The sequence below is a fragment of the Kribbella sp. NPDC051952 genome (assembly GCF_040680855.1).
Classification (GTDB): Bacteria; Actinomycetota; Actinomycetes; order Propionibacteriales; family Kribbellaceae; genus Kribbella.
The window spans coordinates 82,797-98,224 of sequence record NZ_JBFAXQ010000001.1; the positions used below are offsets into that span (position 1 = coordinate 82,797).

At 68.5% G+C, this 15,428-nt stretch carries 16 protein-coding genes; 7 read left to right on the forward strand and 9 right to left on the reverse strand.

The genetic code is table 11. The features are described 5' to 3' along the window. The first annotated feature begins 60 nt into the window (after positions 1–60). Positions 61–684, forward strand: a complete 624-nt coding sequence (locus AB0L70_RS00360; protein WP_363678299.1) for a hypothetical protein — start codon at positions 61–63, stop codon at positions 682–684. A 42-nt stretch (positions 685–726) separates the two neighbouring features. Here AB0L70_RS00360 and purL read toward each other — a convergent pair whose 3' ends face one another. Genes purL through purS form a run of 4 tightly spaced genes read right to left on the reverse strand, consistent with a single transcriptional unit; the run spans position 727 to position 5,996 of the window. Next, the gene (purL, locus tag AB0L70_RS00365) at positions 727–2,988 is read right to left on the reverse strand and encodes a phosphoribosylformylglycinamidine synthase subunit PurL (protein ID WP_363678300.1); all 2,262 of its coding nucleotides are present in this window, start codon (positions 2,986–2,988) and stop codon (positions 727–729) included. 1 nt (position 2,989) lies between these two features. Next, positions 2,990–5,077, reverse strand: coding sequence for a hypothetical protein (locus tag AB0L70_RS00370; RefSeq protein ID WP_363678301.1), 2,088 nt, complete (start codon positions 5,075–5,077; stop codon positions 2,990–2,992). Next, entirely contained in the window at positions 5,077–5,748 is a 672-nt protein-coding gene (gene purQ, locus AB0L70_RS00375) for a phosphoribosylformylglycinamidine synthase subunit PurQ (protein WP_363678303.1), read from the reverse strand. The genes AB0L70_RS00370 and purQ overlap by 1 nt, the downstream gene beginning before the upstream one ends. After that, positions 5,745–5,996: a phosphoribosylformylglycinamidine synthase subunit PurS gene (gene purS, locus AB0L70_RS00380; protein ID WP_363678305.1), complete on the reverse strand. Its 252-nt coding sequence runs from the start codon at positions 5,994–5,996 to the stop codon at positions 5,745–5,747. The genes purQ and purS overlap by 4 nt, the downstream gene beginning before the upstream one ends. Positions 5,997–6,112: 116 nt before the next feature. On the opposite strand from purS, the gene AB0L70_RS00385 reads away from it, so the two are divergent. The 5 genes from AB0L70_RS00385 (at position 6,113) to AB0L70_RS00405 (ending at position 9,853) form a co-directional block, all read left to right on the forward strand. Continuing rightward, positions 6,113–6,634, forward strand: a complete 522-nt coding sequence (locus AB0L70_RS00385; RefSeq protein WP_363678307.1) for a PadR family transcriptional regulator — start codon at positions 6,113–6,115, stop codon at positions 6,632–6,634. Next, complete coding sequence (locus tag AB0L70_RS00390) at positions 6,631–7,314, forward strand: ABC transporter ATP-binding protein (protein ID WP_363678309.1); 684 nt, start codon at positions 6,631–6,633, stop codon at positions 7,312–7,314. Before AB0L70_RS00385 ends, AB0L70_RS00390 begins: the two co-directional genes overlap by 4 nt. Further along, entirely contained in the window at positions 7,314–8,639 is a 1,326-nt protein-coding gene (locus tag AB0L70_RS00395; protein WP_363678311.1) for a hypothetical protein, read from the forward strand. Before AB0L70_RS00390 ends, AB0L70_RS00395 begins: the two co-directional genes overlap by 1 nt. After that, positions 8,639–9,256: a CDP-alcohol phosphatidyltransferase family protein gene (locus tag AB0L70_RS00400; RefSeq protein ID WP_363678313.1), complete on the forward strand. Its 618-nt coding sequence runs from the start codon at positions 8,639–8,641 to the stop codon at positions 9,254–9,256. The genes AB0L70_RS00395 and AB0L70_RS00400 overlap by 1 nt, the downstream gene beginning before the upstream one ends. A 108-nt stretch (positions 9,257–9,364) precedes the next feature. Next, positions 9,365–9,853, forward strand: coding sequence for a hypothetical protein (locus AB0L70_RS00405; RefSeq protein ID WP_363678315.1), 489 nt, complete (start codon positions 9,365–9,367; stop codon positions 9,851–9,853). Here AB0L70_RS00405 and AB0L70_RS00410 read toward each other — a convergent pair. Then, positions 9,850–10,719 carry a phosphoribosylaminoimidazolesuccinocarboxamide synthase gene (locus tag AB0L70_RS00410; protein ID WP_363678317.1) on the reverse strand — a complete coding sequence of 290 codons (870 nt, stop codon included), beginning with the start codon at positions 10,717–10,719 and terminating at the stop codon, positions 9,850–9,852. The genes AB0L70_RS00405 and AB0L70_RS00410 overlap by 4 nt on opposite strands. After that, positions 10,716–11,801 carry an FAD-dependent monooxygenase gene (locus AB0L70_RS00415; RefSeq protein WP_363678319.1) on the reverse strand — a complete coding sequence of 362 codons (1,086 nt, stop codon included), beginning with the start codon at positions 11,799–11,801 and terminating at the stop codon, positions 10,716–10,718. Before AB0L70_RS00415 ends, AB0L70_RS00410 begins: the two co-directional genes overlap by 4 nt. Positions 11,802–11,854: 53 nt before the next feature. Between AB0L70_RS00415 and AB0L70_RS00420 the strand changes: the two genes are divergently transcribed. After that, complete coding sequence (locus AB0L70_RS00420; protein ID WP_363678321.1) at positions 11,855–12,436, forward strand: TetR family transcriptional regulator C-terminal domain-containing protein; 582 nt, start codon at positions 11,855–11,857, stop codon at positions 12,434–12,436. On the opposite strand, the gene AB0L70_RS00425 is transcribed toward AB0L70_RS00420, so the two are convergent. The 3 genes from AB0L70_RS00425 to AB0L70_RS00435 all read right to left on the reverse strand — a co-directional run bounded on the left by AB0L70_RS00425 (position 12,420) and on the right by AB0L70_RS00435 (position 15,427). Continuing rightward, positions 12,420–12,842, reverse strand: a complete 423-nt coding sequence (locus AB0L70_RS00425) for a hypothetical protein (protein ID WP_363678323.1) — start codon at positions 12,840–12,842, stop codon at positions 12,420–12,422. The genes AB0L70_RS00420 and AB0L70_RS00425 overlap by 17 nt on opposite strands. A 158-nt stretch (positions 12,843–13,000) precedes the next feature. After that, complete coding sequence (locus tag AB0L70_RS00430) at positions 13,001–13,318, reverse strand: hypothetical protein (RefSeq protein ID WP_363678325.1); 318 nt, start codon at positions 13,316–13,318, stop codon at positions 13,001–13,003. Positions 13,319–13,336: 18 nt separating this feature from the next. Beyond that, entirely contained in the window at positions 13,337–15,427 is a 2,091-nt protein-coding gene (locus AB0L70_RS00435) for a glycosyltransferase family 39 protein (RefSeq protein ID WP_363678327.1), read from the reverse strand. Position 15,428: the final 1 nt, after the last annotated feature.

A 15,428-nucleotide genomic window follows, 5' to 3' on the forward strand; every position in this document is an offset into this window, starting at 1 on the left:
GCCGAGCCATCTCAGGTCGCGTAGGGCCGAACGGAGCCCCTGACCACGAAGGAAAACACCATGAAGAAGATCTCTGCTCGTGTACTGGCCGGCACCGCGATCCTCGTGGCCGCGGGACTGCTGGTGGGCATCGCGCCGAGCGACGCCGCCGTACCGGCCCGGACCGTGGCCACCGCGCACGCCAAGCCCGCGCTGAAGCCGGGGAGCTTGTCGTACGGGTTCAAGTGCTGGGGACACGTCGGCAACTGCAATGTCGCGGTCCACGCGCCGAAGGGGTGGAAGTTCAGCAAGCTCAGCCTGCACGAGGCGAAGTTCACCGACAGCTCGAACACCTGGATGCTCCGGGTCGACGGCGGCCTGAGCGGCAAGAGCAGCACGGCCACGGCCGCGAACCAGCGGGTCAAGGCCCTGCACGGCGTCCGTGACCTGAAGATCGTGTCCCGGGCCCACGGCACCGTGAAGTCGACGGCGGCGGGTATGTCCAACACCGCTTACACGTCGCTCACCTACACCTACACCGACGGCGCCCGCGGCAAGCGACTGGTCTCCACCCGTTTCCTCGACATCTACGGCAACGGCCGGCACGCCTACATCGAGGTCACCGTCAGCGGCCGCCCGCAGGACCAGGCCGGCCTCAACAGCCTGATGGCCAAGGCGACGCAGACCGCCACCCTTGTCGGCTGACACGCGTTGACCCGGGCACGCGAGGTGCCCGGGTCATCGAAGTCAGTTGAGGACCGACGGGAGGGTCTGCGTCCACGCCGTACGAAGCTCGGTCAGCGGGACCTCGAACTGGTCCTGGACGTCGAGAGTGTCGCCGGTGATGACGCCGATCTTCGCGTGGGGAAAGCGGCGGGCGGTGCACATGTCGGTGAACCGGACCTCTTCGGTCCGCGGTACGGCGACCACCGCGCGGCCGGCCGACTCCGCGAACAGGAACAGGAACGGGTCGAGTCCGTCCGGAGCCCACACCCGCGCACCAACACCGGCGCGGAGAGCCGACTCGACCAGCGTCTGCGCGACACCGCCGTCACTGACGTCGTGCGCCGCGTCGATCAGACCGTCGCGGGACGCGTTGATCAGGATGTCGGCCAATTGCTTCTCCGCCTCGAGGTCGACCGCAGGCGGCCGTCCACCGAGGTGACCGTGGATGACGTGCGCCCACTCCGATCCGGACAGCTCCTCCTCGGTCTCCCCGAGCAGGTACAGCTGGTGGCCCTCCATCTCGGCGGTGAAACCGATCGGCGTACGGCGGGTGACGTCGTCGATCACGCCCAGCACACCGACCACCGGGGTCGGCAGGATCGGGGTGTCACCGGTCTGGTTGTAGAACGACACGTTGCCGCCGGTGACCGGGATACCCAGCTCGATGCACCCGTCGACCAGACCGCGGATCGCTTCGGTGAACTGCCACATCACGCCCGAGTCCTCCGGCGAACCGAAGTTCAGGCAGTCCGTCACCGCGGCCGGGCGGGCACCCGTGGTGGCCACGTTCCGGTAGGACTCGGCGAGCGCCAACTTCGCACCGGTGTACGGGTCGAGCTTGGCGAACCGCCCGTTGCAGTCGGTCGAGACCGCGACGCCGAGGCCACTGGTCTCGTCGACGCGGATCATGCCGCTGTCCTCGGGCTGCGCCAGTACCGAGTTGCCCAGCACGTACCGGTCGTACTGGTCCGTGACCCAGGACTTGTCACACAGGTTGGGCGAGGCAACCAATCGCAGCAGGGTGTCCCGCAACTCCGCACCCGTGGTTGCCCGCGGCAACTTCTCGGCGCCGTCGGCCTGCAGGTCGTCCTGCCAGTCCGGCCGAGCGTACGGGCGGTTGTAGACCGGGCCCTCGTGCGCGACGGTCTCCGGCAGTACGTCGACAACCCGCTCACCGTGCCAGTCGATCTCGAGCCGGCCGGTGTCGGTCACCTCGCCGATCACATCGGCCTGGACATCCCACTTGGCGCAGATCTTCAGGAACGCCTCGACGTTGTCCGGGGTGACGCAGGCCATCATCCGTTCCTGCGACTCGCTCATCAGGATCTCTTCAGGTGACAGCGAGGCGTCCCGCAGCGGCACCTTGTCCAGCGACACCCGCATGCCACCGTCGCCCGCACTCGCGAGCTCCGAGGTCGCACAGGACAGTCCGCCGCCGCCGAGGTCCTGGATGCCCTCGACAACGTTCGCGGCGAAGAGCTCGAGCGTGCACTCGATCAGCAGCTTCTCCATGAACGGGTCGCCGACCTGGACCGCCGGCCGCTTGGTCGGACCGCCCTCGGCGAAGGTCTCCGACGCGAGCACCGATACACCGCCGATCCCGTCGCCGCCCGTCTTGGCGCCGTACAGGATCATCTGGTTGCCGACGCCGGTCGCGTTCGCGAGGTGCAGGTCCTCGTGCCGCATCACGCCGATGCAGAGCGCGTTCACCAGCGGGTTGCCCAGGTACGTCGGGTCGAAGACGACCTCGCCGCCGATGTTCGGCAGGCCGAGGCTGTTCCCGTAGCCGCCGACGCCGGACACGATCCCCGGCAGTACGCGCTTGGTGTCCGGAGCGTCCAGTGGGCCGAAGCGCAGCGGGTCCATCACCGCGACCGGGCGGGCGCCCATCGCGATGATGTCGCGGACGATGCCGCCGACCCCGGTGGCCGCGCCCTGGTACGGCTCGACGTACGACGGGTGGTTGTGCGACTCCACCTTGAAGGTGACGGCGTACCCCTCGCCGATGTCGATCACGCCGGCGTTCTCACCGATGCCGGCCAGCATCTTCCCGGCCGGTGTCTCCTGCGGGATCTCGCCGAAGCGCTTCAGGTGCACCTTGGAGGACTTGTACGAGCAGTGCTCGCTCCACATCACCGAGTACATCGCCAGCTCGCAGCTGGTCGGACGCCGGTCCAGGATGTCGCGGATCCGCTGGTACTCGTCCGGCTTCAGGCCGAGCTCGGCCCAGGGCTGCTCGACCTCAGGCGTGTTGGTGGCGTTGGTAACGGTGTCGGTAGACACTTCAGGACTCCTGCACTAGGTGGGACTCAGGTGAAACGGTAGCGGGCTGCTGACTGGCCAGCAGATGCGCCGCCAGCAGTGGTAGGGCGAAACCGGCCATGATCGCGGGCAGTGCGACCCCGGCGTCGTTCAAAAGCATGCCGACCAGACCACAGGTCGACAGTGCGAGCAGAGTCGGCCGGACCATCGGCCGACTGGTGTAGAAGCTCCGGTACGCCGGGAACGGGACCCGGTCCGGCAGCACGGTGGCAAGCATGCACACCACGACCCCGACCAGCATCCCCCAGCCGGACGGACCGGTGAAGAACTGCACGGCCATCTGCAGTTTGCGGATCAGTACGTCGCTCACGTCCCCGTCCAGCAGCCGGGCGACGAAGGCGCCGAAGTGACTCCGCTGGTCCGGAGGCCGCAGGTAATCGAGGAACGCGACAGCAGACACAGCCAGTACGCCGACAACGCCCACGCCGATCAACGCACGCAGGGAGATGCTGCCGCGCCAGGTCATCCAGGCCAGGAGCAGCACAGCCGGGGTCAGCGCGATGATGCCGCCGAAGTCGGTCCCCCAGCCCGGTCTGCCGTCCACCACGATCGCAGCGCCGCCGATGGCAAGCACTGCGAGCGCAGCCTGCACCCGGCTCTTGTCGATCAGCTTCTGCGCGGCGAACCCGGCAAGGACGAGCGCTGCGACCGCCAGGGTCGCAAAAGTGGAGTTGCCGAAGCCATAGAACCGCCCACCGATCACAGGACCGTCGGCGAACATACTGCCGAACTGCAGCGGTGTCCCCAGTACGCCGTCCACCAGCAGGATCAGGTAGGCGGCTCCGGTGATCCCGAGGAACGCATAGCGCTTCAGAACCAGCTGCGACACCGCTGCGAACAAAGCGCTGATGCCGAGAACCACGCAGTACAAGGAGAATCCAGGCGACGGCCACCGCCACCACACTGTCGCGGTGGACAGGAACACCGCGATGAAGAACCCGCCCTGCGTCAGCAGCGTGAAGGTGAGGGTACGACGAGCCCGCGGGCTGCGGGTGATCCAGAACCAGGCCAGTGCGAGGAGCTCCGCGGCCAGGATCGTCATCGAGACCACGATCAGCATCGGGCGCGGCTGCTCGAACCGCTGGTTCGCATCCAGCCGATCCTCGATCACGGCCGCAGCATCTGTATGCAGGTCGCCGGCGAAGTGGATCTCGTTCCCGTCCAGCGGACCGGCCTTCTCGGCCCCGGCCGGATCAACCTCCGCGGCAGTGCGTCCGCGCAGGATCGTCGCCGTCACATCGGTCAGCTGGATCAGCCCGGGACGGCGGGTGCTGTCGCTGGTCAGCCAGCGCGGACCGTTGTCCGGCGGGAGCTGCATCGCGACCAGCGGCTCCTGATGCGAGTCGGCGAGCTCTTGGCTCACGCCAACCAGCAAGACCCAGCCTCCGGCCGCACGCGCCTGTGCGACCAGCTCCGCGACCTTCTGCCGGGCCTCGGCTCGGCCCTCGCGTGGCGGGAGTACCCCGGCGTCGACGATCGCGTCACCACAGTCGTTGCTCGCGAGTCGGGCCGGGTCGAACTCAGGCTGCCAGTTGGTCACCGAACCGTCGGTGCGGGCCAGCGCGATCGCCGCACCCGGTCCGAAACCGCACATCGGGTAGCCGGCCGCGCCCAGGCGGCCGATGGGTGCGCCGGTGTGGTGCTCGGCCTGGCGGTCGGCGTACGTCTGCCAGTTGGCGACCTTGCCGTCAGCAACCGCCGGCAGGGCACCGCAGGGCTCGTCGGGGACACTCCCCCACGACCGCGACCCGGCGCTGATCGTCAGCCAGCCGTCGACCGGGCAGGTGTGCGGACCGGCCGTCTTCACGCTGATCGAACCCACGTGCGACTGGTTCACCAACGCGGTCAGCTCCGGCGACGCCTTCACGTCACCCCAGGTCAGACCCGATACGCCGATCACCACGACCTTCGCGAGCAGCGACTGCGCCTGCGTCGGTGCGGGACCCGCCTGCGCCGGCACCGCGGTCACTCCGGCCGCCGTAGCAGTAGCCGCCACGACGATCGCGGCGGCACGGAGAAGTGCCCACTTCCCCGCCCGCAACAGCTTCATCAGCCGGCGACGACGGCCTTCAGCACCGAGGTGAAGAAGCCCAGGCCGTCGGTGCTCGGGCCGGTCAGTGTCTCGACGCAGTGCTCCGGGTGCGGCATCAGGCCGACCACGTTGCCGCGCTCGTTGGTGATACCGGCGATGTCGCGGTACGAGCCGTTCGGGTTCTCGGCCAGGTAGCGGGCGACCACGCGGCCCTCGCCCTCCAGCCGGTCCAGGGTCGCCTCGTCGGCGACGTACGAACCGTCCTGGTTCTTGAGCACGATGGTGATCTCGTGGTTGGCGTCGTAGTCACTGGTCCAGGCGGTGCGGTTGTTCTCGATCCGCAGCGGCTGGTCCTTGCAGATGAACTTACGGTGGTGGTTCTTGATCAGCGCGCCGGGCAGCAGGTGCGACTCGCACAGCACCTGGAAGCCGTTGCAGATCCCCAGCACCGGCAGGCCCTCGCCGGCCTTCTTGATGATGGTCTCCATCACCGGGGCGAACCGGGAGATCGCGCCGGCGCGGAGATAGTCGCCGTACGAGAAGCCGCCCGGCAGGACGACCGCGTCGACACCGTGCAGGTCGGCGTCGCCGTGCCAGAGCGCGACCGGCTCAGCGCCGGCGACCGCGGCCGCGCGCCGGGCGTCGACGTCGTCGAGCGAGCCGGGGAAGGTGACGACCCCGATCTTCACTGACCGTTCTCCACGTGCAGGGTGTAGTCCTCGATCACCGGGTTGGCCAGCAGCGTGTCCGCCGCCTTCCGGATCTCGGCGACCTGTTCCTCGGTCGCCTCACCGTCCAGGGTGATCTCGAACCGCTTGCCCTGACGGACATCGGCCACGCCGTCGAAGCCGAGCCGGCCGAACGCGCCGTGCACCGCCTTGCCCTGCGGGTCGAGGATCTCGGGCTTGAGCATGACGTCGACGACAACGCGAGCCACTGACTTACTCCAGGTCTGGTTCCGGGGTGACGCCCTGAATCCTACCGATGCGGGGCCAGAACACAGCATCGCACGACTATTCACTGAGTACATACACGCAGTGTATAGTTCTGGTCATGGCCACTGCAGAGCTCGTCCTCGGGCTACTTTCCGCCGGCCCGGCCCACGGGTACGACGTGAAGCGCGGCCACGACACGTGGTTCCCGGACAGCCGGCCGCTGGCGTTCGGGCAGGTGTACACAACCCTCGGGCGGCTGGAGCGGGACGGCCTCGTCGAGGTGGTCGACAAGACCTCCGGTAGCGGCCCGGACCGGACTGTCTACGCACTGACAGGCAAGGGCCGCGATCACCTCGCGGACTGGCTGACCGACCCGGTGCCACCGGCCTGGGGCAGTGCGGACGAAGTCCTGCGGAAGCTCGTGGCCGCGATCCGGACCGGTGGAGACGCGGCAGCGTTCCTGGCCCGGCAGCGCGCCAGCCACCTGCGCCGGATCCGCGAACTGCGGGAGACACCGGCCGAAGACGATCCGACCTCGCCACTCGTCCGCGAGTACATCGTGGCTCATCTCGACGCGGACCTGCGCTGGCTGGACAGCGCCCTCGACCACATCTCGGAGCAGAAGGAGGCACGGTTATGACCACGCTGCAGCCTGCGCTGGCCTTGGAGCACGTGAAGTACTCGTACCGCCGCAACACCGCGCTCCGAGGAGTCTCTCTACAGCTCAAGCCCGGTGAGGTGGTCGCAGTGACCGGAGCCAGCGGGTGCGGCAAGTCCACTCTGCTGCACTGTGCCGCCGGCATCCTCAGTCCGGACGAGGGCACGGTCCAGGTGGACGGTCAGGACCTGGCCGCCCTCCCGGAGGAGCAGCGCACCCGGCTCCGGCGTACGAAGGTCGGCATCGTGCTGCAGTTCGGTCAGCTGGTGCCGGACCTGCCGTTGATCGACAACGTCGCGCTGCCGCTGCTGCTGGATGGTCATGAGCGTGGCGAGGCCCATGTGGCCGCGCGGGACTGGCTGAAGCAGGTGGGGATCGCCGACGAGGCCGATGCGGTTCCGGCCGAGCTGTCCGGCGGTCAGACCCAGCGGGCCGCGGTGGCGCGGGCGTTGATCACCGGACCGGCCGTCGTACTCGCGGATGAGCCGACCGGCAGCCTGGACAGCCGGGCCGGGCAGGAGCTGCTCGAGGTGCTCCTGCAGGCCGCACGACACCGCGGCGCGGCCCTGCTGATGGTCACCCACGACAACCTGGTCGCCGCCGAGGCGGACCGGGAGATCCGGCTGCGGGACGGCGTGATCCAGCACGAGGTGACGCTCTGATGACCCTCGAGACGCTGGTGCGGTTGGCTCGCTCCCGGACCCCCGCTGACCGCGGCCGGATCCGGCTGGCCACCGCTGCGCTCGCGCTGAGCGGCGCACTGCTCCTGGGTGCGATCCGCATCACCCGGCTGGGCAGCGCCGAGCTGTCGGAAGACGTCTACAGCAACTACGTCGCCGAGAGCGGACTGCGCTCCGGACTGATCGCGATCCTGGTCATCCTCGCCACACTCACCGGAGGCCTCGCCGTCCAGGCGTTGAGGCTGGGTACGGCGGCTCGCGAACGGCGACTGGCCGCACTGCGACTCGCCGGGGCCTCGCGGAAGCAGGTGCGGCAGCTTTCGGTCACTGACTCGGCCATGGCCGGGTTTGCTGGTGGACTGCTCGCCGGCCCGCTCTACCTGCTGCTCAGCCTGCTCCTGGGACTGCTGCCGCGGATGGCCCAGATCCTGCCCGGCGCGGAGCTGTGGGACGCGCTCATCTGGATTCCGGTGGTGGTGACGATGACGGCGGCCGGTGCGGTGATCGGCAGCCTGCTGCACGGGGACGCACCGCCGGCCCGGGACGAGCGGCCGGCGGACCAGCGCCGTACCGGCATCATCGCCGGTCCGGTGATGGTCGTCCTCGGTCTGATCACGGCCCATGTGATCGGGTACGTAGGCTCGACACTTGTGGTCGTCGGAGTGGGACTGTCGATCCTCGGCCTCGGACCGGTGTGGATCGGGGCGCTCGGTCGTCGGCTCACGCGGTCCGGTGACCCGGCCAACCTGCTCACCGGGGTCCGACTGGTCACCGACGCCCGGCCGTCGGCGCGGATGGCGTCACTGCTCGGCTGCTGCGCGTTCCTGGTCGGCACTCTGGTCCAGGGGCTCGTGGGCGTGTTCGCAGAGCCTGGTGCCTACTACGAGACCGACTTCTACGCCGCCGGCTTCGCGATGAGCGCTCTTGGCCTGCTGCTCGTCGCACTGACCGCGATGGGCGCACTGATCGTCGGCGTGTCCGATCAACTGGTGGATCAGCGGCGTCAGCTCGCGTGCCTCACCGCACTCGGGGTGGACGTCCGATTCCTTCGTCGCGTCATCCGTCGCCAGCTGACCGCGATCGCCGCACCGGCGATCGCGGGCGGTCTACTGCTGGGCGGACTGCTCGGGCTCGGCCCGCTGATCGGTGGAGCCAACGATCCTTTCCAGGTGCGCATGCTGATCGCGGCCGTCGTACTGACTGCCGGCGGCTGGCTGCTCGGCCTGGTCGGTGGCGCTGCTGCCGGCTTCCTGCTTCGCAACCAACTCCGGGACGCACTGGATCCCGAGAATCTGAGGGCAGCCTGATGGCCCCGATACCTCTGTCCGTCCGGCCCGCTCTGCTGCTGGGCATCCCCAACCGCATCACGCTGGTCCGCACCGTCATCGCGATGGTGATCGCCGCGATCGCGTTCAAGACCGGCATGCTCAGCTGGCTGGTGATCGGGTACGCCGCCTACTGGTTCGGCGACATGGCCGACGGCGCGGTCGCGCGGCGCCGGAACGAGGAGTCGGTGGCCGGTGCGGTGTTCGACATCGTCTGCGATCGGGCCTGCTCGTTCCTGCTGGCGGCCGCGTTCATGGCGACGTTCCGGGAGACCATCGGGCCGCTGGCGATCTTCCTGGTGCAGTTCGGCGTACTGGACACGATGCTGTCGCTGGCGTTCCTGCTCTGGCCGGGGACACTCAGCCCGAACTACTTCTACAAGGTCGACCGGCCGATCTACGTCTGGAACTGGTCCAAGCCGGCCAAGGCGGTGAACACCGCGGCCGTGGTGATCTCACTGATCATCGCCCACCACACCGGCGCGCAATGGCTGCCGTACACGGTCGCGATCGCGGCGTGTGTGGTCAAGGTGGTCTCGGCCTGCCGGCTGAACTCGATCCTCCGCGGCCGGCGGCCCGCGGAACCCGGGCGGCCCTGACATGGATGTCAAGGGTGCGAGGGACCGTCCTGGGTGGGACCCTGGTTCACCCCCGGAGTGGGGCTGAGTTGCGTGGCAACGTTGCTGATGGCGCATAACCTCGAGGTCATGTGGGTGTGGCAGCTCGTGCTGGCGGTGGGCTTCGGAATCGGGTCCGCCGTCATCCCGGTGATGAACGCTGAGGCGTACGTCCTCGGCGTGGGCGTCTCCGGCGCGCTGAACCCGGTCGTCGCGGCGGTCGGGGTCGCGATCGGCCAGACCATCGGCAAGCTCGCGATGTTCCTCGCCGTGCGCTACCGGCCCGGGTACGCCGCGCGGAAGACGAAGGAGCCGAAGCCGGTCGACCTCGACACCCGCCGCGGCCGCCTGATCCAGTGGAACCGCGACATCAGCAAACGCCTCCTGGACGCCCTGAGCGACCGCAAATGGGGCATCCCCGTCACCTGGCTGAGCGCCTTCGTCGGCATCCCGCCCCTGTACGGCGTAGCCATCATCGGCGGCGCCTCCCGGATGGGCATCGCCACCTTCACCCTCTCGGTCCTGACCGGCCGAGCCGCCCGCTTCGTCCTGTTGGCCCTGGGCGTCGGGCTCTTCTAGAACTTCCGCCCGGTCAGCTGCTCGTAGGCGTTGATGTAGGCGGTTCGGGTGCGGTCGGCCACCTCGTCGGTGAGCGGCGGTGGGGCTTCGCCGGAGTGGCGGTCCCAGCCGGACTCGAAATCCAGCCAGTCGCGGACGATCTGTTTGTCGTACGACGGTTGCTGTTTGCCCGGGGACCATTGGTCGGCGGGCCAGAAGCGGCTGGAGTCCGGGGTCAGGACCTCGTCAGCCAGGACGATCGTGCCGTCCGCGCGGGCGCCGAACTCGAACTTCGTGTCGGCCAGGATGATCCCGCGCTCCTCCGCCATCGCCCGGGCCCGGGTGTAGATCGAGAGAGTCGTGTCCCGGAGAGCCGCGGCGATGTCCGCACCCACGGTCGCCACGACAGCGTCGTACGAGACGTTCTCGTCGTGCTCACCGAGCTCGGCCTTGCTCGCCGGCGTGAAGATCGGCTCGTCCAACCGGGACCCCTCGACCAGCCCGGTAGGCAACGGGATCCCGCAGACCGCGCCGGTCGCGTTGTAGTCGACCAGACCTGTCCCACTCAGGTACCCGCGGACGACGCACTCGACCGGGAAGATGTCGAGCTTCTCGCAGATCACCGCCCGGCCCGCGACCTCGTCCGGCACATCCGTGGAGATGATGTGGTTCGGCACATCCAGCTGCTCGAACCACCACAGGCTCATCGCGGTGAGCACCTTGCCCTTGTCCGGGATCGGCGTCTCCAGGATCCAGTCGAACGCACTCATCCGGTCGCTCGCGACCATCAGGAGATCACCGGACTCCAGCTCGTACAGATCCCGGACCTTGCCGGAGTGGAGGTGCTTCGCACCACGGATCTCGGGCGCCTGCGGAAGTGTGGTCACGCCCGCGATTGTTTCACCTGGGCCTTCGGCCGCCGCAGGGACATCAGCTTCCCGCCGAAACCGAACAGCCCGTCACGGATCGCGCGGATCACCGGATTCTCCACCTGCCCGACCCGCCCGATGCTCCGGGACCGCTTCACCAGCTTGGTCGCGGCCGGCCGCCGCTCGGCGTCGTACCGAGTGAGCGCGGCGCTCAGGTCAGGGCCTTCCTCCAGGCACCGAGCCAGTGCGCCCGCGTCCTCGATCGCCGTACACGCACCGCGCCCGAGGTTCGGCGTCATCGCATGAGCGGCGTCTCCGAGCAGGACGATCCGGCCGTGCGTGAACGGGACCAGCGGGACCGACAGGTCGTAGATGTCGTTCTGCAGCACGTCCTTCGTCGCGGCGAGGAGAGCCGGAATCGGATCATGCCAGTCACTGAAGGCATCCGGGCCGCTGCTCTGACCAGCCGGCTGGTTGGCGGTCGCGTACCAATAGATCCGCCCGTCGATCAGCCGCGCGAAGCCGAACCGCTCCCCCTTGCCCCAGGTCTCCCCGCCGCCATCCGTGGTCGCGACCTCAGCAATCCCCCGATACGCCGTATAGCCCGAATACCGAGGTCCTTCGTACGCCGGAACGAGCGCCGACCGGATCACGCTGCGGATCCCGTCCGCGGCGACGACCAGGTCCGCCCGGAGCTCGTCGTTGATCGTCACGCCGGCGTCGTCCTGACTGATCGTCCTGACCTGGTACCCGGTCCGGACCGTGATGGCCGGGCCGAACTCCGCGGTGATCAGGTCGTGCAACTGGGCTCGATGAATCATCACCGGCACCTCGACGCCGAGATCCGCCGCCGCGACGATCACGCGTCCGTCCGGCCTGCGCATCGAGGCCGGCGCGGACACCGCGGACGCCTTCTCGACGCCCTTGACCCCGAGCTGCTCGAGGACGGCGACCGCTGACGGCCAGACGGAGATCCCCGCTCCCACTTCGCCCAACTCCGGAGCTCGCTCCAGAACCGTGACCTGCCATCCGCACTGTTGCAGCGCGACGGCCGCCGTCACCCCGCCGATACCCGCTCCCACCACGATCGCCGTGTTCATGACCTAGACTCTACATCTGTAGAGTCGACTTGAGAAGTGCGAGACTGACCGCCGTGACGAAGCAGGTTCCGCTCGGCGCGGATCGCCGGGACGCCATCGCCGACGCCGCGATCCACCTGGTCGCGACCCGCGGCCTGCGCGGCCTGACCCACCGCGCGGTCGACACGGAGGCAGGTCTCCCGCCCGGCTCGACGTCGTACTACCTCCGCACCCGGAGCGCGCTGCTGACCGCCTGCGTGACCCGCATGCTCGCCCGGGACGTCAGCGGCATGCCGCCGAACGTGGATCATCCGCCGCTCGAACTCGTGGTCGGGATGCTCGTCCGTCTCACCGAGGATCGGCCGGACGATCTGATCGCGCGGTACGAGTTGTCGCTGGAAGCGAGTCGTCAACCCGAACTGCAGGCCGCGATCGTCGAGGGCGGGCGGCAACTGCGGACGATGCTGGCCGGGTTCCTGGAGAGTCTCGGCGTACCGGATCCGGCCGGGGCCGCGTGGCCGGCGGCGGCGATGATCGACGGACTGATGTACGACCGGGTCGCCGGGGCCGGGTCGACGCTCTCACCGGAAGCGTTCGAGGCCGCCGTACGGCGTTCTGTCACGGCATTGATCGAGGGGCTCAGAGCCGATCGGTGATCGTGACGAAGGTGAAGTAGCCGACGCCGACGACCATGCCGACATGACCCAGGACCGAGAGGCCGGCGCCGGAGCCCCAGGAATCGCCTTGGGTGTCCTCCGAGTGTTTGCCGCCGCTGGGCAGCCAACGGGCCAGAAGCAACAATCCGATCAGTGCCAGCAGCCACCATCCGGCCAGGGCCACGAAGGCGATCTCCCGCTGACCGGTGGCCAGGGCAACAATCCAGCCGAGCAGGGTGATCACCCCGACGAGGGTGTGAACTCGCAGCAGGGCAGCGGAGTACCCGTGTCTGCCCGCGCCGTGACCGGTGCCGTCGACCACGGTTCCGCCGAGGCGGACGCGCGTCAGCAGTACGACGACCGCACCGAGGGCGGTCAGGAACCAGGTGACGTTCGACCATTCCACGCCCCGATCCTTACCCCACCTCACCACCGCGCCAACCGTTGCCGCGTGTCGTAACGCTGCGTTGCCGAAATATCGAGGCCACTTGAACGATCCGGAGACAAGGGGCCCGGCGGGCCGAGTGTCCGCTCGGGGCCCGCCGGGCTGCTCTATCCAGTTGGTCAGCCCTGTCCCGGAACCGTGCCCTGCTGGCCATTACTGCCTTGGCCCTGCCCGAAGCCGTTCTGCCCGGTGCCGTTCTGCCCGGTGCCGCGCTGGCCCGGGAACTGACCGCCGCCGGGTCCACCGAACTGGTTCTGCTGAGTAGAGGTTCCGTCCCACGAGTGGCCGACTGCCATGCCACCAAGGAACGCGAGTACGGCGAGCACCGACCCCGCACCTGCCAGCACCACGGTGCTCGGCCGCTTTCCAACTGTTGCAGGCGCCGCGGTCGCGGAAGGCGATACAGGGCCGGGGTTGAAGGTGGGATTCTGCGTCATGGTCGTGTCTCCGATTTCTCAGCTGGTCGTGCTGGTGGTGAGGTCGTAGACGGTCGTACTGCCGACGGTCTGGGACTGGAAGTTCGCGGCCACCCAGGTGGCGATCTCGCTGGAGCTGCCGTCGCGGCCGCCCATCATTCCGCTGCCACCGCCGATGAAGTAGTGGACTTTGCCCTGCGCAACCAGTTCCTTGAACTCGGCAAGGGATGGCGCCGGGTCGGTGCCGTTGAACCCACCGATCGCCATGATCGGTTCACCGGACGCGATCTGTAGTGGTGCGGCTCCGTTCGCCGTCACCGCCGCGGCCGCCCAGGTGTAGCCCTTGGATCCGTTCTGCAGCAGGGTGACCAGCTCACTCGACACTCCACTGATCCCGCCACCGCCAAGGAACCCGCCAACACCGCCGGTCCCCATGCCGCGCCCGGTAGTCCCGTTCCCTTGCGTCCCCGTCGTACCGTTCCCAGTCCCCGGGGGCCCTGTCGTACCGTTCCCCGTCGTACCGTTCCCGGTCGTGCCGCCGGTTGTCCCGCCGTTCTGGCCAGGCGGTGTACCGAACCGGCCCATGCCACCACCGCCGGGTCCGCCGCCCATCCCACCGGCACCCGAAGGCCCGGCAGACGGAAGGGCTCCGGTGTGCGCGGCGTTGATCGTCGCCACCGAGTACGCCGTCGGCCCGGTCAGCGCGCTCACCACAAGCAGCGCACCCGCGAACACCCCGGCCCGCCGAGCCGCGGTCCGATGCAGCTTCAGCTCCGGCAGCAACATCAACGCACCCGCGCCGGCCACACCGCTGATCAGCACGATCCACCGCACCCACGGGTGCCACGAAGGAGTCGCGTTCAGCAACGAGAAGCTGAACCCGGCCGTCAGCAGGATCCCACCGGCTAGCGTTGCCCGTGGCAACCACTCTGCTCGCCGCCGCCACAGCACCGCCATCGCCGCACCGATCAGCGCACCGATCGCCGGCGCCAACGCGATCATGTAGTAGCTGTGGATGATCCCCTGCATGTAGCTGAAGGTCAGCCCGGTGACGACCAGCCAACCGCCCCACAGAATCGCGAACGCCCGAGTCTTGTCGGTCCGCGGGGCCTTGCCCGCAGCAACGACCAGCACGATGGTCGCCAGCAGCGCGGCCGGTAGCAACCAAGCGATCTGCGACCCGAACTCACCGCTGAACAACCGCTGCAGACCGGTCGCACCACCCCAGCCCATGCCACCGCCGTTGCCGCCACCACCGCCACCGACCGAGCCGGTCTCGTTGCCGCTCAACCGGCCCAGACCGTTGTAGCCCAGCGTCAGCTCGAGAATGCTGTTGTTCTGCGACCCACCGATGTACGGCCGGGCCGACGCCGGCATCAGCTCGACGATCGCGATCCACCAACCTGCGCTGACGATCATCGCCACCAGCGCGAGCACACTGTGCACCAACCGCTTGCCCAGCTGGGGCTTGCCGGCGATCAGGTACGCCAACCCGAAGGCCGGAAGAACCAGGAACGCCTGCAGCATCTTCGTCAGGAACCCGAATCCGACCAGTGCCCCGGCCAGCATCATCCAGCGAGCAGCATGTGACGTGGAGTCGATCGCCCGCGTCACCGCCCAAGCACCCGCGGCCAGGAGCAGGACCAGCAGCGCATCCGGGTTGTTGAAGCGGAACATCAGTACAGCGACCGGCGTCAGCGCGAGGATCGCGCCGGCCAGCAATCCGGCGTTCGCCGAGAACCACCGCCGTACCGACACATACACGAATCCGACGCTCGCGACGCCCATCAGCGCCTCGGGAACCAGCATGCTCCAGGTGTTGAACCCGAAGATCCGGCCGGAGAGGCCCATCACCCACAGCGCCGCCGGGGTCTTGTCCACGGTGATGAAGCTGGACGAGTCGAACGACCCGAAGAACCAGGCCTTCCAACTCGTCGACCCGGCCTGGACCGCGGCCGCGTAGTACTCGTTGGCGTAGCCGTTCTTCGACAGGCCCCACAGGTAAGCGATGGCGGTGAGGGCCAGCAGTCCGCCGTACAGGATCTTGTCGCGGCCGATCGTGTACTGGGTGGAGATCGACCGAGGGCCGGCCCGGCGTGATGCTTCGACGGGATCAGTGACGGTTGCCATA